Annotated in this window: 11 protein-coding genes; 6 read left to right on the top strand and 5 right to left on the bottom strand. The window is 64.8% G+C overall.

All coding sequences use genetic code 11. The annotated features are described in order from the left end of the window. Positions 1 to 31: 31 nt before the first annotated feature. Positions 32 to 268, bottom strand: a complete 237-nt coding sequence (locus F3087_RS19385; RefSeq protein ID WP_223885202.1) for a helix-turn-helix domain-containing protein — start codon at positions 266 to 268, stop codon at positions 32 to 34. Between the two features lie 89 nt (positions 269 to 357). Continuing rightward, positions 358 to 735, bottom strand: a complete 378-nt coding sequence (locus F3087_RS19380; protein ID WP_150403410.1) for a type II toxin-antitoxin system RelE/ParE family toxin — start codon at positions 733 to 735, stop codon at positions 358 to 360. Positions 736 to 1,198: 463 nt separating this feature from the next. On the opposite strand from F3087_RS19380, the gene F3087_RS19375 reads away from it, so the two are divergent. From F3087_RS19375 to F3087_RS19360, 4 genes are all read left to right on the top strand, one after another. Continuing rightward, a complete protein-coding gene (locus F3087_RS19375) occupies positions 1,199 to 3,109 on the top strand; it encodes a sensor histidine kinase (RefSeq protein WP_223885201.1) in 1,911 nt (636 codons plus the stop codon). Positions 3,110 to 3,250: 141 nt separating this feature from the next. Beyond that, positions 3,251 to 3,664, top strand: a complete 414-nt coding sequence (locus tag F3087_RS19370; protein WP_150403409.1) for an MmpS family transport accessory protein — start codon at positions 3,251 to 3,253, stop codon at positions 3,662 to 3,664. After that, a complete protein-coding gene (locus tag F3087_RS19365) occupies positions 3,661 to 6,576 on the top strand; it encodes an RND family transporter (RefSeq protein ID WP_396897567.1) in 2,916 nt (971 codons plus the stop codon). The genes F3087_RS19370 and F3087_RS19365 overlap by 4 nt, the downstream gene beginning before the upstream one ends. A 13-nt stretch (positions 6,577 to 6,589) precedes the next feature. Next, positions 6,590 to 7,093 carry a metallophosphoesterase family protein gene (locus tag F3087_RS19360; RefSeq protein ID WP_150403408.1) on the top strand — a complete coding sequence of 168 codons (504 nt, stop codon included), beginning with the start codon at positions 6,590 to 6,592 and terminating at the stop codon, positions 7,091 to 7,093. Between the two features lie 3 nt (positions 7,094 to 7,096). Here F3087_RS19360 and F3087_RS19355 read toward each other — a convergent pair whose 3' ends face one another. Continuing rightward, positions 7,097 to 7,813 (bottom strand): polyamine aminopropyltransferase, encoded by a 717-nt coding sequence (locus F3087_RS19355; protein ID WP_150403407.1) that lies wholly within the window; start codon positions 7,811 to 7,813, stop codon positions 7,097 to 7,099. A gap of 125 nt (positions 7,814 to 7,938) precedes the next feature. Between F3087_RS19355 and F3087_RS19350 the strand changes: the two genes are divergently transcribed. Further along, entirely contained in the window at positions 7,939 to 8,367 is a 429-nt protein-coding gene (locus F3087_RS19350; RefSeq protein WP_150403406.1) for a contact-dependent growth inhibition system immunity protein, read from the top strand. 108 nt (positions 8,368 to 8,475) lie between these two features. On the opposite strand, the gene F3087_RS19345 is transcribed toward F3087_RS19350, so the two are convergent. Further along, positions 8,476 to 9,495 (bottom strand): alpha/beta hydrolase, encoded by a 1,020-nt coding sequence (locus F3087_RS19345; protein WP_150403405.1) that lies wholly within the window; start codon positions 9,493 to 9,495, stop codon positions 8,476 to 8,478. Between the two features lie 975 nt (positions 9,496 to 10,470). Between F3087_RS19345 and F3087_RS19340 the strand changes: the two genes are divergently transcribed. Further along, positions 10,471 to 17,166, top strand: a complete 6,696-nt coding sequence (locus F3087_RS19340) for a non-ribosomal peptide synthetase (protein ID WP_191094051.1) — start codon at positions 10,471 to 10,473, stop codon at positions 17,164 to 17,166. A gap of 8 nt (positions 17,167 to 17,174) precedes the next feature. On the opposite strand, the gene dxs is transcribed toward F3087_RS19340, so the two are convergent. Continuing rightward, positions 17,175 to 19,097 carry a 1-deoxy-D-xylulose-5-phosphate synthase gene (dxs, locus tag F3087_RS19335; RefSeq protein ID WP_150403403.1) on the bottom strand — a complete coding sequence of 641 codons (1,923 nt, stop codon included), beginning with the start codon at positions 19,095 to 19,097 and terminating at the stop codon, positions 17,175 to 17,177. Positions 19,098 to 19,104 lie beyond the last annotated feature (7 nt).

The following is a 19,104-nucleotide window of genomic DNA, read 5'->3' as shown; positions in this document are numbered from 1 at the left end:
ACGCCAACGCTGCGCCTGAGTTTCGAGACAGCTACGCCGCGTTGGTGTGCGGCGTGAAACTGACCTGCGCGTCATCCTCGTCGATCGCGATGTTCAGCGAAGCATCCAGCGCGCGTGCGAGTTTCGCGAGCAGTGGGAGAGTGGGGACCGCGTCGGACCCCTCGATCCGGGAGATCTTCGCTTGGGTGAGTCCCGCGCGTTCGGCAAGTTCGGTCTGGGTCAATCCGAGCTCGGTGCGGCGTAGGTAGACGGCCTCCGCCAATGCCATCGCCAGTCGGATCCCCTGCCGAACCTCAGCGACAGCCTCGGATTCGGCCGGTTCTCGATCGTTTCGCCTCGTCCATCGACTGTGCGTCATCACAGCTCTCCCTTATCGATCACGCGAACGAATGCGTCATGTGCGGGGCCGTGCTCAGCCTCGCACACCATTCGTGCTTGGATGGCCCGCTTCACTTCAGCGTCCTCCCGGTCTTTGGTCTTGCGGAATGTCGTGAGTAACACGATGGTGCGATCGGACCGGAACCAAGAGGTGATCCTGGTTGCGGCGCCATCGAGGGTTGGTCGTAGCTCACGGACACCTTCGCCTAGGTGACGTGCGAACGGTTCGCCGAGCGTTGTCGCGCGCTCGGCGAGCAGACCGACGTATTCGTCAACTTTGAGGAAGTGCTTCGCAGGCAGCAACTCCAACCAGTCCCGCACTTCTGGCTCGATCTCGATCGAGTACAGCGGATTCACCTTAGCAGTGTATATGTCGTCCACGACATATACGTGCACGGCGTACTTGGTGAGTGGATTGCAGCCGGTGCCCGACGGGGGGTACGGCGTTTCGCGGACGGCGTCGGCGGCCACGGTCGGGCGGACAACCTCACAGTCGGTGATCGGGGGCTGTGAGGTTGTCGACATCTCGAAAATGGTTGATTACCAGCGTGTTTAGAAATGTAACGAGTGCCCTGTTTGTCCGGTTTTTGCGTTGACAGGGGGTGGGGGTGGGCGGAGGCTGCTGCTGACTTTCCGTGTGCTCTGTGTGGGGCGATCGCGGTGTCGATCAGAGGAGCAGATTGTGCGATTGCCTCAGCGTTCGGAAATTCTCGGTGGTAGAGCGGAAGTCGTTACCGGGCTCGGTGAGGGACCCGTGAGCGCGGGCAGCAGGATGGTGCGGCCCCGCACTATTCGAGGGCAGCTGAGTCGAATTCTGGTTGTGTCCTTGCTGTTGGTGTCCGTGCTACTCGGCGTGATCGTGGTCCGGGAGGTCGGGTCGTATCGGCAGAGTGGTGAGACCGTGGACGGAGTTTCGCTGGCGCTGGCGGTGCAGGACCTGGTGCAGGAGGTGCAGCGCGAGCGCGGGCTGAGCAACGGGCTACTCGGCGGAGATGCTCGGTTGGAGCGTCCGGTGGCTGATCAGCGGGTGAATACCGATCGGGCGTTGAACGCGCTCGAAGGGGGGATCGGCGATACGCCGGGTTCGGCCGAATTACGCACGGCGCTGGACAGATTCGCGACGCTGGCGACGACGCGCTGGCAGATCGACGGCCGGCAGATCAGCAGGCAGGTGGCCTTCCAGTTCTATACCGACGGCATCACCGTGCTGAATCGGCTTACCCTCGGGCTCGATTCGGCGCGGGACTCGCAGGTCCGGCACGGGCTCCGAGCGCTGTACGCGCTGGGCGACACGAAGGAGCAGACGGCCAAGGAACGCGGCTTCCTCAACGGCGTCTTCGCCGCCGACGAATTCCGGGCCGACGAGTACGGGCAATTCCAGGAGATCCGCGCCGCCAAGACGGCCGGTCTCGCCGCGTTCGCGCGCGACGCCACCGCCCGCCAGCAGCGCCTGCTCGACGCCGCGCTGCGCAGCGAAAATGCCACCAAGGCAACGGAATCGGAACAGATCGCGATCGCGTCCTACGCCGGACCGCTGGTGCGTTCGGTGGATCCGGTGACCTGGTGGGCGCAGATGACGGCGGTCATCGATGAGCAGCGCAGAGTGCAGCAGGCGATCGGCGATGATGTGCGGCAGCGCGCGGAGGTGTTGCGCAAGCATGCCGCGTTCATCCTCGGCGGCGTGCTGCTCGCGGCGTTGCTCGCGGTAATCGGCGAGGTGGCAATGGTTTTCGTGAGCGTGCGGGCGATCGTGCGCCCGCTCGTCCTGCTGGCCGACGACGCCGGCGACGTCGCCGATCGCCGACTGCCCGGCATCATCGCGGCCTGGCACGCGTCCGACGAATCGCAGCCGCCGCCACCCGAGCCGGTCCATGCCGCGTCCGGTGCCAGCACCGAGATCGCCGCTCTGGCAGCGGCATTGGACGGCGTGCAGAGCACCGCGTTCACGTTGGCCTCGGAACAGGCGCAGGTCCGGCGCAACACCGTCGAGTCGCTCGGCAACCTCGCGCGCCGCAATCAGAACCTGGTCCGCCGCCAGCTCAGTTTGATCAGCGAGTTCGAGCGTGCGGAACTCGATCCGAAGGGCCTGTCCAACCTGTTCGAACTCGACCATCTCGCCACCCGCATGCGCCGCAATGCGGAGAACCTGCTGGTGCTCGTCGGCGAGTCCAGCCCGCGACGCTGGGCCGAGCCGATCGCGCTCACCGACGTGATCCGGGCGGGGCTCTCCGAGGTGGACGACTACCACCCGGTGGTCGTGCACCGGATCGACGAGGTCGCGATCGTCGGCGGGGTGGTCACCGCGCTCGCGCACATGCTCGCCGAACTGATCGAGAACGGACTCGCCTTCTCCCCGCCCGACCTCGAGGTGGAGATCTACGGCCGGATGCTGCCGACCGGATACCTGCTGGCCGTGGTCGACCACGGCATCGGCATGCCCGCGCACAAGCTGGCCCAGGCCAATGCCCGGCTGCGCGGCGAGCAGGACTTCGTCGTCGCGCCGACCCGGTACCTCGGGCACTACGTGGTCGGGCGGTTGGCCCGGCGGCTCGGCATCGAGGTCGAGTTGAATGCGTCGCCGGTCAGCGGGATCGTCGCGCGGTTGCATCTGCCCGCGGAAATCATTGCGGGAGAGCGGGATCGGGAGGAGTCCGCAGGTGAGCAAGCCATCAGTGCGCTATCGGCCGGCGCCGATGGGCGCATGCCCGGTGGGTTGAGTTTGCAGCGCTGACCGGCCGGGTTCCGGGTCGAAAAGCCTGGTCAAAGCCCTGCACCTGATATGGCTTATGCCATATTGCCTATTCGCAAGAGTGTCTGTTACCGTGCGTCACGGCAATATACCGCTGACGACGAAACAGATAGCGGAGAAGTCATGAAGAGTGCCTGGATATACGGTGTTGTATTCCTGGTTCTGGGTGTGACCGCGATATTCATCGGCCGGTTGCGACTGAGTGAGATACCGGACCTGGCGATCGGGCATTCGAGCGCGCCCCCGGTGCTCGGGCGTCCGACCGAGAAGGTCGTCGACTACGAGATCGACGGGCCGAGCGGGACACCCGTGCGGCTGTCGTATCTGGACGATCAGGGCAACGTCAAGGACGTCTCGGCCGATCTGCCGTGGCGGACCTCGCTGCGCACACACCGGCTGACCTTGTCGACCGGTGTCGTCGCGCAATCGGACGCCGACCAGGTCTCGTGCCGGATTCTCATCGACGGCAAGCCCCGTGACGTGCAGGTCTCGAACGGTCGGTTCGCCGCGGTCAACTGCTCGGTGCCGGTGTCGTGAACGAGCGGTTGACGCGGGCCTCGGCCCGGACCCACGAGGTGCTGGTCAAGCTGCGCGGCGAACTCTCGGTGCCGTTCGACCGGACGCCGGCCCGCCGCGCACCGGGTCGTCCGTGGCCGGCGCGACTGCTCTACAGGTTCTCGCTGCCGATCATCGCGGTGTGGTTGCTGCTCGCCGGTGGGCTGAATCTCTTTGTCCCGCAACTGGAAACAGTGGTCAACGGGCACGCCAAATCCTTCTTGCCGGACGAGGCCTCCTCGGTGCAGGCGATCGTCAAGATGGGCAACTCCTTCGGCGGGGCGGGGACGAACAACTTCGTCTACGTGCTGCTCGAGGGTGACGTGCCGCTCGGCGACAACGCGCACCGCTACTACACGACGCTGCTCGACCGGCTGATCCAGGACAAGAAACACGTCAACTCGGCGATGGACCTGTGGTCCAACCCGAACTTCTCCCCGGCCGGCGAGAGTTCCGACGGGAAAGTGTCGTACGTGCTGCTCAACCTGGCCGGGAACATGGGCACGGCCCTGGCCATGGAATCCACGCAGGCGGCGCGGGACATCATCGCCGACACCACGCCACCGCCGGGCGTCACCGTGCACCTGACGGGTCCGTCCGCGGTGGTCAACGACGAGCTCGTCGCGATCAACGACTCGATGTTGCTGCTCATCATCGTGTGCGCGGGGCTGGTCGGTGTGGTTCTGCTCTGCGTCTATCGTTCGCCGATCACCGTCGCGATGCCGTTGCTCACCGTCGGCATGGGTTTGGCGGTCGCGCGGCCCGTGGTGGCCTACCTCGGCGAGCATCAGGTAATCGGCGTCTCGATCTTCGCGTCCGCATTGCTGGCGGTGATCGTGCTCGGTGCGGGGACGAATTACGGCATCTTCCTGCTCGGCCGGTATCAGGAGGCCCGGCGCGCGGGTGAGGATCCGGAGACGGCGTATTACACAGCGCTGCACGGGGTTCTGCACATCATCGTGGCGTCGGGGCTGACCGTGGCCGGTGCGACCGCCTGCATGTCCATCACCCGGCTCGCGATCTTCAGCACCTCCGGGTTGCCTTGCACGATCGCCGTAAGCGTCACTCTCGCAGCGGCATTGACGCTCGGACCCGCGTTGCTGGCGCTCGGCAGCCGGCTCGGGTTCCTGGAGCCGCGTGCGCAGTCGTCGCAGCGGCGGTGGCGGCGGATCGCGACCGCGGTGGTGCGCTGGCCCGGGCCGGTGCTCGCCGCCAGCCTCACCGTGCTGGTCATCGCCATACTTGTGCTGCCGACCTTCCGGCCCAGCTTCAACGAGCGCATCGCTCAGCCGAGCGATTCGCCGGCCAACCTGGGGATCGCCGCGGCCGATCGTCATCTGCCGCCGAACATCATGGCGCCCAGCATGTTTCTGGTCGAAGCCGACCATGATCTGCGCAATCCCGCGGATCTGATCGCGCTCGCGAAACTGACCAATGCGGTGTTGCAGGTGCCCGGAGTCAGTGCGGTGCAAGGTATTACGCGGCCGTTGACCACTCCCCTGGAAGAGGGCACGCTCGCCAATCAGGCGGGCTACATCGGTAACCGTTTCACCCAGTTGAAGAGCATGCTCACGCCGCGGCTCGACGATCTGACCGGGTTGGCCGGGCGGATCGACCAGTTGAATCTCACGATCAAAGGGGTGCAGCGGGCGCTCGACACCGGGGAGCAGGGGTTCGATCAGGTCAACGGCAGTGCCGTCGCGTTGCAGTCGGCCGTCGGCGGGGTGGTCGAGAAGCTGAACTCGCTGCGCGATACTGCCGGGCCGGCAAGGCAATTCGTGAGTTCGATCCCGAATTGCCAAGATGTCCGGGCGTGCCAGGCCGCGGTCACCGGGTTCTCGCTGTTCGATGATGTGGGCCAGCTCGACAGCACTGTCGACGGACTCGTGAGTGGTGTTCGTTCTGCCTCCCAGGCGCTTCCGCAGCTCGGTGCGCAAATCGCGGGGCTACAGAGTTTCATCACGCAGGTCAACAGCGTGCTCGCGCCGTTGCAGGGCACGCTGTCCATCCTGCTCCCGCAGATATCGGAGATCACCCAGTTCCTGGACGAGGTCAGCAAGGGCTTCACCGCGGGCGATCCCAATGGGTTCTTCTTCATGCCGAGTCAGGCGTTCGACAGTCCGCTGTTCAAAAGTGCTCTGCCGTACTTCTTTTCGCCGGACGGCAAGGTGACGCGGATGGTGGTCACGCCGCAGATGGAGGGGTTCAGCCGGGAGGCGATGGATCTGAGCGCCAAGATCATTCCGGTGTCGTTGCAGGCGATGAAAGGTACGTCGTTGGCCGGGAGCACGGTCAGTGTCGGCGGGCCCGGTGGCACGTTGCTCAATATCGAGGCGTTTGCCCGGGAAGACTTCATCACCAGCGTGGTCGCGGCGTTCGCCTTCGTGTTCTGTGTGGTGTTGATTCTGCTGCGTAGTCTCGTCGCGGCGGTTGCCGTGATCAGTACCGTGGCGCTGTCGTATCTTTCCGCCTTGGGGCTGACCGTCCTTATCTGGCAACACATCATCGGTAATCCGTTGCACTGGTCGGTGGCGCCGGTGTCGTTCATCTTCCTGGTTGCCGTGGGTGCGGACTACAACATGCTGTTGGTGAGCAGATTCAAGGAAGAACTCTCGGCCGGCATCAATACCGGGATCATCCGGTCGATGGTCAATACCGGTGGGGTGGTCACCACCGCGGGACTCGTCTTCGGCGTGACGATGTTCGCCATGCTGGTGAGTTACGCGCACAATATCGCGCAGATCGGCACCACCGTCGGCATCGGGCTCTTTCTCGACACGCTCATCGTTCGCTCGTTCGTCGTGCCGACCATCGCGGCGCTGGCGGGTCGCTGGTTCTGGTGGCCGATCAATATCCTTCGGCTGCGTCAACCCTCGGCGGCCGAATCCGCGTGATACACCGGACGGTATGCGGCTGCTGATCATCTCCGATACGCACGTGCCCGTGCGTGCGCGGGATATGCCGGAGCAGTTGTGGGGCGAGGTGGATGTCGCCGATGTGGTCGTGCACGCGGGGGACTGGGTCGAGGTGGAGTTGCTCGATCGGCTCGAGGCGCGCAGTAAGCGCCTGATCGGCGTGTACGGAAACAATGACGGCCCGGCGCTGCGTGCTCGGCTGCCGGAGGTCGCCCGGGTCGAATTGGGCGGGGTGCGGTTGGCGGTGGTGCACGAGACCGGAGCCGCCAAAGGGCGCGAACAGCGGTGTGCGCGAGACTTTCCGGATACCGATGTGCTGGTGTTCGGGCATAGTCATATTCCGTGGGACACGGTCGCGGAGAGCGGATTGCGACTGCTCAATCCGGGTTCGCCGACCGATCGGCGGAGGCAGCCCGAGCACACGTATATGACGGCGCGTATTTCCGCTGGGCAGCTGAGTGAGGTTGTGCTGCATGCCCTTCCGCGCCGTTCCTGATATTCAGGATCGGGTGGCGAGATAGATCGTGTTGGTCGACCGGCCGCGGGTCAGCGGGTTGTCGAAAGGGATTTCTTCGGCGGCGACATCGATGAAGACGGTTTCGAGGATCGACAGGAATTGGTCGTCCGGCGCGTCGTCGGACCACAGTGCGAAAGTGCCGTGCGGGGTGAGGTGTACGGACAGCGCCTCCATGCCCTCTCGGGTGTAGAAGGCTGTGTGTGGTTGGTGCAGCACATGGCGAGGGGAGTGATCGATGTCGAGAAGGATCGCGTCGTAGGTTCGGCCTGGGTTTTCCGGATCGAACCCGGCCGTGCTCACCGCCGCGGCGAAAAAGTCGGTGCACACGAGCGAAATTCGACTGTCAGCAGTCAAACCCGCAGTGTCAGGCAGCAAGTCACGATTGTGCCAATCGATCACCGCATCCGAGTACTCGACCACGGTAAGATTACGAACCCTCGTGTCCTGCAACGCTTCTTGCGCGGTATAACCCAACCCGAGCCCACCGACCACCACATCCAACTCTGCGCCGTCGGTCCGCGCCAACCCCAACCGAGCAAGCTCCCGCTCCGCAACAGTGAACAAACTCGACATAAGATACTCATCCCCAAGCTTGACCTCATAAACATCAACCCGAGCCGTAGGCTCGAACCGCCGCCGCAAACTGATCTCTCCCATCCCCGTCTGCTGCCAACCAAGTTCCTCGAAGTGTGCACTCATCGCAGTGACGATAGGCCCTGCACGACGCCATTTGCGCTGCATACCCGATGCGGCGTGGCGGAAGCAGGTCCGCAGGCCGTTGGAACGAGTTCCGTGCTCGTCATGAGCAGAAATGGACACCGAGAATGAGCCACGATGCGAAGCGGGTGACGCTGGAGCAGATCGATGGCGTCGTATGGTCAGACCCGCCGGCCGACGCGACTCGCCTGATGCGGACCGTCCATGCGCTGAGGCGCAAGTCGATCGATTCCATGACTGCCGAGGATTTCCGGATCTTGCTCGGGCAGCAGGAAAGCATGCGAACCCTGGTGCCCTGTGCGCTAAAACTGTTGGAACAGAACCTCTTAACGCAAGGTGACCTCTACCCGGGAGATCTGCTCGCCGCGACGTTGTGCATCGCTGACGAGTACTGGACCGAAAGTCCAGACCTGGCAGCGCGACTCGGCCCCCTCGTCGACCGGCTTCGTGAAGCCGGCGATCTCGATGACCACTTCCCGCCCGACAACCAGATCTGGACCCGGATCAACCAACTGCGCAAAATCGGCGTCTTGTAGGGCGATTCGGTCCGATATCCGGTGGCCCACGGCGGTCGGCTCCGGGTGATGTCGTGAGACGAAAACGGGAGGAGTCCGTTGGACTCCTCCCGTGAACGTGAGTGGTGATCAGGGCTGCAGGTTCATGCCCTGGGCGAGCAAAGGCCAGGAGTCGTGCAGGGCCTGTTCCCAGTACGGCCAGTAGTGGGTGCCTACGGGGTTGAATTGGTAGGTGGCCGGGATGTTGAGGGAGTCGAGGCGGTTCTTCAGGTTGTTCGTGCAGCCGTTGACCGCGGCCTCGATGATCACGCCGAGGCCGAGGTTGACCGCGCCGGACGGGCCGGGCGAGCTGCCGAGGTAGTAGTTGACGTCGTCCAGCACGGGGATGCCGCTGCCGCTGGAGACGTAGAGCAGGGTGCCGCGCAGCTTCTCCGCGTTGATCACCGGGTCGTTCTCGGCCCACAGCGGGCTGTTGTCCGGACCGTACATGTTCTTGGTGTCGCCGCCGGCCCAGGTCTCGGTGGCCAGCTTCACGAACTGCTTACCGGCGGGGTCGGCGATCTGCGCACATCCGCTGTAAGCGGCGACGGTCTTGAACAGGCCGGGCTTGGCCTCGGCCAGCTGCAGCACCGAGGTGCCGGAGGTGGACAGACCGGTCAGCGCGTTGAGCCCGGTGGATTGCAGCGTCTTGTCGAGCAGCGGGGGCAGCTCCTCGGTGAAGAACGTCTTCCACTTGTTCGTGCCGAGCGTCGGGTCGGGCTTGAGCCAGTCGGTGTAGTAGCTGCCGCGGCCGCCGATCGGCTGGATGACGTTGACCGGCTTGTCGGACAGCCATTCCAGCGCGTTGGTCTGGGCCTGCCAGCTGGCGGTCCCGATGCCGCCGTCGAGGCCGTTGAGCATGTAGAGGTTCGGCGCCGGCTTGGACTCGTCGGCCGGACGCTGCACGTCGATCTGAATGTCGGTGTTCATCGCAGCCGAGTACACCTTGAGGTGCCAGGTCCGCCCCGCCTTGTCGATGGAGGTGACGGCCGACGGCTTCGTCGGCTCGGCCGAGGCGGCCGCGCCGAGCAGGCTCACGGACAACGTGGCGGCGAGTGCGATCACGGTGGTCCGCAACGCGGCGGTGGTGCGTAGTGCGGAAATCTTCATCGGACCTGCATCTATCTAGTACTCCCTTATCGGCTGTGCGTCGAACCGGCGCGCGGGCTGCCCCAATCCCACACAGTGCGTCTTCCGCCGAGGCGAAACCGTTACATGACAGCGCCGATCGGCGATGGACTGTACCTCGGAATCCGGCCTCGGCGTGCCCGCCGGCCGACCCGCAGAGGCCGACCAGGACGCCTGAATCCTAACGGGCGCAAGCGAAGTCGGTCGAGGGGACATCGATCCGCCGAGTAGCCGATGTCACATTACCGAGGGGAGGCGCTTATCCGGCTTCAGGTGAGCTTGTCGGCCGGTGGAATGGCCGCCGTAATCGAATCATCATAGTTTTCTAATCATATCCAAATGGTATATGTGCGTTGAGTCACGAGATTGTCATGTATTCTGAAGTATGGCAAATGGTAAGCAATCATGTGTGAGTGAAAGTGTTTGCGAATTGGACATGGCCTGTTAACTGGATCTGGACGTGATCGCACATGTCGGTCTTTTCGACACCGGTCCGGGAGTCATTCGATGTAACCCACGTGTGCGACAGTTCTGTCCAGCTCCTGGTTAGCTGGTGGCGTCGGACCCGTTGTCAACCAAGGCTGGTGACGCGCCGAAGCCGAGTGGCGCTCAGGTGCCCTTCGGCTGCGGAATGCACACCATTTCAGGTACGCTTTCGACGAAAGAGCTATTGATTGGCTAATTTCAATTGGAAGCCTTGATATGAGCTGATGCGGTCGGGTTCATGATAGGAATCCGACGGTCGGGGGCGATAGTCGCGCCATCGACTGAAAAGACTATATGTCGCGAACTGGTCAAGTGACCAACAAATGGCGACGAGTGATCAGCAATCTGCCGAAGGCACCTGTGTGGGGAGAGATGGATGTGAGCGGTAACCCGTCCGGGCCGATGCGCGAACCAGTGCGCACGCGCCCAGTGCATACGCGACGGCCCAAGGCAGCGATCCTGCCGCGGCTGTTGGCGACGGCCGCAGAGGCCGACCCGGACGGCGTGGCCGTGCCGATGCCGGGCGCGGCGCTGCGCTACCGCGAGCTCGACGAGGTGTCGTCGCGATTGGCGCGGCTGTTGATCGGGCGCGGGATCGGACCGGGGGATCTGGTCGCGGTGGCCGTCGCGTCGCCGATCGGAGCGGTATCGGCGATGTGGGCGGTGGCCAAGACCGGGGCCGGCTTCGTCGTGGTGGATGCGAAGGCGTCGGCAGAGCGTGCCGAGTACCTGCTGTCGGATGTGCGGCCGGTGCTCGGCCTGACGGCGGGGATGCCGTGGCATCCGGGCGCCTCGATCGAGTGGCTGACGGTCGATGACCTCGATGTGCGGCGCGAACTCGTCCGGCTGTCGGGTGATCCGGTGACGTACGAGGATCGGTTGCGGCCCATCCAGGAGGACGACATCGCGTATGTCACGGCCGGCTCGACGGGTGTATTCGATGCCGTACCGGTGACTCAGGCAGCGGTGGCCGCGATCGCCGAGCACGCGCAGCGACGCCATCTGCCGGAACCGCTCAGCGCGTTCTTCGCCACGCTGTTCCCGCGGTCGCCCAAGCCCGGGATGACGCTGTCGGAATTGTTCGATGACGTCGTGGCCGAGTACCCGAACGCGACCGCGGTCAAGTTCGGCACCGAGGCACTGACCTACCGCGAATTGGATATCCGGGCAAACAGGTTGGCGCGCAAGCTGATCGCGCTCGGCCTCGGTCCGGAGAAGATGGTGGCGGTGGCGTTGCCGCGGTCGCTGAACCTGGTGGTCGCGTTGCTCGCGACGGTGAAGGCGGGCGGCGGCTACCTGCCGGTCGATCCGGCGTATCCGGCGGACCGGATCGCGTACTTGCTCGCCGATGCCGCGCCCGCGTGTGTGGTGACGGAGCCGGGGATCGCCCTGCCGACCGCGGCGCCTTCGATCGAGGTGAACGGCGATTTATCCGATCTCGACGCGTCCCCAGTCACCGACGCGGACCGAAACGCGGTGCTGCGACCGGAGAATCTCGCGTACGTGATCTACACGTCCGGCTCGACCGGGCGGCCCAAAGGAGTGCTGATTCCGCACCGCAATGTCGTGACGCTGTTCGCGAATACCCAGGCGCAGTTCGGCTTCGACCACCGGGACGTGTGGACGATGTTCCACTCGTACGCGTTCGACTTCTCGGTGTGGGAGCTGTGGGGGCCGCTGCTGCACGGCGGGACATTGGTTGTCGTCGACTACGAGGCCTCCCGTGCCGCCGATCAATTCCTGGAGCTGCTGCGTAGCGAGCGGATTACCGTGCTCAACCAGACTCCCTCGGCGTTCTATCAGCTGGCCGAAGCGGACCGCGCGGCGTCGGCGAGTGCCGAACCATTGTCGTTGCGGTACATCGTGTTCGGTGGCGAGGCGCTCGAGTTCCACCGGCTCGCTGATTGGCGCGCGCGGCACGCTGCGACGCAGCTGGTGAACATGTACGGCATCACCGAAACGACCGTTCATGCGACGAGCCATCGGGTTTCGGCGACCGACCGCAGCGTGGTCGGCACCGCCATCCCCGGTTTGCGGATCTGGGTATTGGACGATCGGTTGAAGCCCGTCCCGACCGGGGTTACCGGTGAGATCTACCTCGCGGGTGCACAATTGGCCCGCGGCTACCTCGGGCAGGCGGGACTGACGGCCGCGCGGTTCGTGGCCAACCCTTTCGAGGGCGATGGTTCCCGCCTGTACCGCTCCGGCGATCTGGCTTCGTGGAATGCCGCCGGTGATCTCGTCTACCTGGGGCGTGCCGATGATCAAGTGAAGGTGCGTGGTTTCCGCATCGAACTCGGCGAGATCGAGGCCGCGTTGCTCGCGCTGGACTCGGTTCGCCAAGTCGCCGTGGTGGTTCGCGCGGATGTTCCCGGCGACCAGCGGATCGTCGCGTATCTGGTCGGGCAGCCGGAGGTGGCTGCGTTGCGTGCCGAGATGACCAGGGCGCTGCCCGATTACATGGTTCCGGCGGCCTTCGTGGTCATCGATGCGATACCGCTTACTGCGCACGGCAAGTTGGATCGCAACGCGCTACCTGCACCGGTAGTCGACACCGCGGTATTCCGTACACCGGAGACTGCCATCGAGCTGGCAGTCGCCGAGGTGTTCGCGACTGTGCTCGGTGTGGACCGAACGGGCCTGGACGACAACTTCTTTGCGCTGGGCGGCAATTCGCTGCTGGCCACGCAGGTCGCGGCGCGGCTCGGTGCGGCATTGGACGCCCGGGTGCCGGCCCGGCTGCTGTTCATCGCGCCGACCGTGTCCGCGTTGGCCGACGAGGTCGGGCGGCATCTCGGTGCGGGTCGACGCCGGGCTTTGGTCGCCGGGCCGCGGCCGGAGCGGATCCCGCTGTCGATGGCGCAGCAGCGGATGTGGTTCCTCAACCAATTCGACCGGGATTCTGCGGTTTACAACATTCCCGTCGCGGTGCGGCTGACCGGCGATCTGGATGTCGCGGCGTTGCGCCGAGCGGTCGCGGACGTGATAGCGCGGCACGAGATCTTGCGGACGGTGTATCCGCGGCACAACGACGTTGCCCACCAATCGATTCTGTCCGCCGGGCCGGCCGACCTCACGCCGGAACCGGTCGAGGAGGCCGATCTGCTGCCACGGATCATCGAAGCCGCTTCCGCCGGATTCGATGTTGCCGTCGAGATCCCGTTGCGCGCGAGGCTGTTCAGGGTTGGCACGGGGGAGCAGCTCGAGCATGTGCTGGTGTTCGTCGCCCATCACATCTGCGCCGATGGTTGGTCGATGACACCGCTGACCCGTGACGTGATGGCGGCGTACGCGGCGAGATCCGCTGGCGCAGAACCTGGTTGGGGACCACTGCCGGTGCAGTACGCCGATTTCAGTATCTGGCAACGGGAAGTGCTTGGCGTCGAGACGGATCCGGACAGCCTGATCTCTCGACAGCTCGAATACTGGCGCACAGCGCTCGCCGGCCTGCCCGATGAACTGGAGCTGCCGTTCGACCGGTCTCGGCCGCCGATGCGGTCGTTTGCCGGTGGGCACGTGCGGTTCTCGATCGAAGACGAGGTACGGCGTGGACTGTCGGACATCGCCCGTTCGCACAACGCGACGCTGTTCATGGCGCTGCACACCGCCTTCGCGATCCTCCTGGCCAGGTGGTCGGGCACGGACGACATCGCCGTCGGCACGGTGGTGGCGGGACGCGGCGAGAGCGAACTCGACGCGGTGATCGGCATGTTCGTCAACACCCTGGTGTTGCGCACCCGCGTCGCGGGGCAGGAGAACTTCGGTGAGCTGCTCGAGCGGACTCGCGAGGTCGATCTGCAAGCGTTCGAGCATGCCGATATCCCGTTCGAGCGGCTGGTGGAGTCGCTGAACCCGGACCGGTCGACGGCTCGGAATCCGTTGTTCCAGGTCGGGTTCGTCTTTCAGAATCTGCCGGGCGCTACCTTCGAGTTGCCCGGGTTACAGGTCACAGCAGTCGATTTCGACACCGATATCGAGAAGTTCGACCTCTCGCTGGCAGTTCAGGAGACTGCCGCGGGCATCACCGCGCAATTCTCCTTTGCGCGAGACCTGTTCGACGAAGCGACGATCCGGGTGATGGCGGGCCGGTTCGCGCGGTTGCTGGCGGACATCGTTGCGCGGCCGCAGCTGCCGGTGGGCGATCTCGCGCTGCTGGCCGACGACGAGTACGCCGCGCTCACGCGGGTCCACCCCGCTGAGTCGATGGCGGGTGCGTCGATGCCTGAGCTGCTGCTTCGAGGATTGCGGTGGGGGAGGGACCGGATAGCGGTACGCGACCAGGGTCGATCGATCACCTACGGCGAACTCGACGAGTGTTCGTCGCAGCTGGCACGTTTTCTCATCGATCTCGGCGTCGGCCCGGAACGTATTGTCGCGCTGGCCTTCCCGCGCTCCTACGACATGCTCTCGGCGGTACTGGCGGTAACCAAGGCGGGCGGTGCGTATGTGCCGGTCGATCCGACGTATCCGGTGGACCGCCTGCGGCACATGGTGACCGATTCGTCGGCGGTGATCGGCCTGACCACCACCGAATATGTCGATCATCTACCCGATGACGTGACCTGGCTGATCCTCGATCACCCGGGCATCGAAGCGGCCTGCGCGCGCCGATCGGCGACACCGATCACCGACGTGGACCGGATTGCCCCACTGCGCCTGCATAATCCGGCGTACCTGATCTACACGTCGGGTTCGACGGGCGTGCCGAAGGGCGTCACGGTCACCCACGCGGGGCTGGCCGGCTTGATCGAGCACACCGTGGACGCCTTGGGGCTGGAGCCGCATCATCGACTGCTGCACTCGATCTCGCCGAGCTTCGACCCGGCGGCGTTGGAGTGGCTCTGTACGTTGTCGGCCGGCGCGACGCTGATCATCCTGCCGCCCGACGTGATCGGCGGGCCCGAGTTCGCCTCGGTACTGCGCGACGAGCAAGTGACGCATTGCAGCGCCACTCCGGCGGTGTTGAGCACCGTCGATCCGACCGGCGTGCCGACCGGGACGTTGCTGGTCGGCGGCGATGTCACGGCGCCTGAGCTGGTGGCGAAATGGCAGCCGGGCCGCCGATACATCAACGCCTACGGTCCGACCGAAGTCACCATCGCCGCGACTCTCGGCACACAGACTGCGGGCCGTGCGGTCACCATCGGCGGGCCGGTGCGTGGCGTCTCCGCACTGGTGCTGGATCAGCGGTTGCGCCCGGTGCCTCCCGGCACCACCGGCGAATTGTATTTGGCCGGTGGGACATTGGCTCGGGGTTACCAGGCTCGGGCCGGTCTCACTGCCGGCAGGTTCATCGCGAATCCGTGGGGTGAGCCGGGTGCCCGGATGTTCCGGACCGGTGACCTGGTGCGCTGGTGTACGCCGCCAGGCACGGCCACGCCGGAGTTGAAGTACGTCGGCCGTTCGGACTTCCAGGTGAAGATTCGCGGCTTCCGTATCGAACTCGGCGAAATCGACGCGGTACTCGGCGGTTACCCGGACGTCGGCTTCGCGGTCACGCTCGGCCACGAAACCCACACGGGGGAAACGGTTCTGGTGTCGTACGTACGTCCGGCGCCCGGCCGAACTCTTGACACCGACCGGCTCACCGAGCACGCCGAACGCAGCCTGCCGCGGCACATGGTGCCCACCGCGATCGTGGTACTCGACGAGATTCCGCTGACTCCGGTCGGCAAGCTGGATCGAAAGGCATTGCCGGAGCCGACCTTCGAGCCGGTGGCGTTCCGTGCGCCGACCACGCCGACCGAAGAGATCGTCGCGTCGGTGTTCGCGCAGGTACTCGGTATCGGGCGCGTCGGTGCCGACGACGACTTCTTCGCCCGCGGCGGCACCTCGCTACTCACCCTCACGCTGCAACGCGCGTTGGCCGCTCGCCTCGGCGTCGAACTGCCGATCGCCACGCTGTTCAGCGCCTCCACCGTGCGCAGTCTCGCCGCGCGCATCGCAGGCGAGGAAGCACCCACGCACAACCTCGCGATGATCACCGCCGATGCCGTACTCGGACCGGAGATTTCGACCGCCGACCTCGCACCGACCTACCAGCGCCCCACGCGTGACGTGCTGTTGACCGGTGCGACCGGCTTCGTCGGCGCCTACCTGCTGCGGGAACTCCTCGACCGAACCGATGCGGTCGTCTGGTGTCTCGTCCGCGCCGAAAGCACCCAGGCGGCACGCGAACGTATCTACCGAACCTTGCGGCGATACCAACTGTGGAGCGACATACCCGAGGCCCGAATCATCCCCGTGCCGGGGGATTTGGCCGAACCTGCACTAGGACTCTCCGACGCCTCCCACGCCTGGCTGGCCGAACGAATCGACGTCATCTACCACAACGGCGCGCAGGTCAATCACCTCGAACCGTACTCTCGACTGCGCGCCGCCAACGTCGAGGGGACCCGAGAGGTGTTGCGACTGGCGACAACTCGACGAATCAAACCCGTCCACTTCGTCTCCACCATCAACACCGTGATCTCCGCCGCCCGCACTGGAACCTCGGTCGACGAGACCACCCGAATCACCGCCGTAGAACTACCCGCACAGGGCTACATCACCAGCAAATGGGTTGCGGAGCAACTGGTCCTACAAGCCGCCGAACGCGGCGTACCCACTCACATCTACCGCCCAGGACTTGTCTCCGGAGACCTGCAAACCGGCGTCAACAGCGCCGACGACTCCTTCTGGAACATGATCCGAGCGGCCGTGATCCTCGGCATGGCCCCCGAAGTCGGCGACGCGACAATCTCCCTCGCACCGGTGACCTACGTGGCCCGCGCCATCGTAGAAATCTCCATCGGCCCCACGACCGCCACCACATACCACCTGGTCAACCGAACACCCCTACCGATCCGCGACATCTTCACCTGCCTGCGCAAACACGGCCTCCCCATCGAAACCGAACCCCTCGAAACCATCCAACTCCGCCTCGCCGACGAGGCCAGCGCCCGCTACCTCGCCGGCGACGACTCCCTGGTCCGCGCCGCCCTCCTCGGCAGCAACTACACCGCTGGCACCGAAAACCCGAACATCCACTGCACCAACACAACCCAAGCCCTCACCGGCAGCGCAATCACCTGCCTACCTATCGACGAAAGCGTCCTCGACACCTACATCCGCGCCTTCATGCAGTCAGGCTTCCTGCCCACCCCCATCGGGAGCGCCAACGAATAGCGAAATGCTCAGGGCCAGACTGCGGCACCGGGAGCGGACAGGCTGACATCCCTGGGATATTCGAGGAGCTGGGATATGTAGTGATAGAGCCCGGTCTCGGTGAGGCCGATCTCGGCGAGAATCTCGGCACGGGATCCCTGGGCGATGAACCGCTGCGGGATGCCGAGGACGTGCACGGTTTTGTGCTGATGTGCGTCGCGAAGCGCTTGGGCAACAACGGAACCGACGCCGCCGACGCGGCCGTTGTCCTCGACCGTGACGATCATCCGATGGGGGAGCGCCAGGGTGAGCAGAGCCTCCGGGATCGGCTTCACCCAGCGCGGGTCGATGACCGTTGCCCCGATGCCCTGGGCGGCAAGCAATTCCGCGGCACGCACGCACATGCCCGCCAGCGCACCCACGCCGACGATCAGGACGTCACTGCGCGCATGTCGATGGAGGATATCGATGCCGTCGAGCCGGTCCAGGGCCGGCACCTCTCGCTCGATGGATCCTTTCGGAAAGCGCACGACGGTCGGTCGGTCTTCGATCTCGACGGCGTCACGCAGCGCTTCCCGCAGCGTGGCGGCATCTCGCGGGGCGGCCAACCGGAGATCGGGCACGATCTGCAACAGGGACATGTCCCAAATGCCGTTGTGACTCGGCCCGTCGCTGCCGGTGATGCCCGCGCGGTCGAGCACGAAAGTCACGCCGCACCTGTGCAAAGCCACGTCCATGAGCAACTGATCGAAGCCGCGGTTGAGGAAGGTCGCATACAGCGCCACCACCGGGTGCATGCCGCCCATCGCCAAACCGGCCGCCGACGTCACGGCGTGTTGTTCGGCGATACCGACGTCGATTGTTCGTTCGGGAAAGCTCTGCTCGAACTCGGTCAATCCGACCGGATGCAGCATCGCCGCGGTGATGGCGACGATGTCGGGTCGCTCCGCTCCCAGTCGGGCGAGTTCGGCACCGAAGGCCGAGGTCCACGAGGCCGGCGATGTGGCCGATGAGTTCGGCTTGCCGCTCACGGCGTCCAGCTTGCCGATCGCGTGAAAGCAGTCCTCGTCATCCTGCTCGGCCGGACCGTAGCCACGTCCCTTCTGCGTAACGCAATGCACGATGATCGGCCGGCCGAAGGACTTGGCCAGCCGCAGTGATTCTTCGAGCTCAGCTACATCGTGCCCGTCGATCGGTCCGACATACTTGATGCCCAAATCCTCGAATAGAGCTTGCGGCGCTAGCGCGTCCTTGAGGCCCTTTTTCATGCCGTGCATGGCGCCGTAAATCGGTCCGCCGACGATCGGCGTCTGATGTAAGAGTTCCCGACCGGCCGATAGCAGGCGTTCATACGTAGGCCGGGTGCGGAGTGCCGCCAGATGTTTGGCCAGTCCGCCGATCGTCGGTGAGTAGGACCGTCCGTTGTCGTTCACCACGATGATCAATCGTCGTGCGTCATCCGACGCGGCGATATTGTTCAGCGCCTCCCAGGCCATGCCGCCGGTCAGTGCGCCGTCGCCGATGACCGCGACCACACTCCGGTCGCCTTCGCCGCATAGGGAATACGCCTTGGACAGGCCGTCGGCATACGCCAGGGATGTTGATGCGTGCGAGTTTTCGACAATGTCGTGGGGTGACTCCTGTTGCGACGGATAGCCGGATAGCCCACCTTGTGCGCGTAGCGTCGGAAAATCTCTCCGACGGCCGGTGATCATCTTGTGCACATAACACTGGTGGCCGGTATCCCACACGATCTTGTCCTGCGGAGAGTCGAAAATCCGGTGCAGCGCAAGGGTTAATTCGACGACGCCGAGGTTCGGGCCGAGATGCCCGCCGGTGCTGGTGATGTGGTCGATCAGGAAGGCCCGAATCTCCGAGGCCAAGCGCTCCAGTTCTCCGGTCGACAGGTTCCGCAGGTCGTCGGGACGATCGATCTGGCTCAACAACTGCATGAGTGGA

The sequence above is a fragment of the Nocardia colli genome, from assembly GCF_008704205.1.
In the GTDB taxonomy this organism is placed as follows: Bacteria; Actinomycetota; Actinomycetes; order Mycobacteriales; family Mycobacteriaceae; genus Nocardia; species Nocardia colli.
Note: the sequence above shows the minus strand (reverse complement) of the source record. Positions and strands in the feature narration are given on the sequence as shown.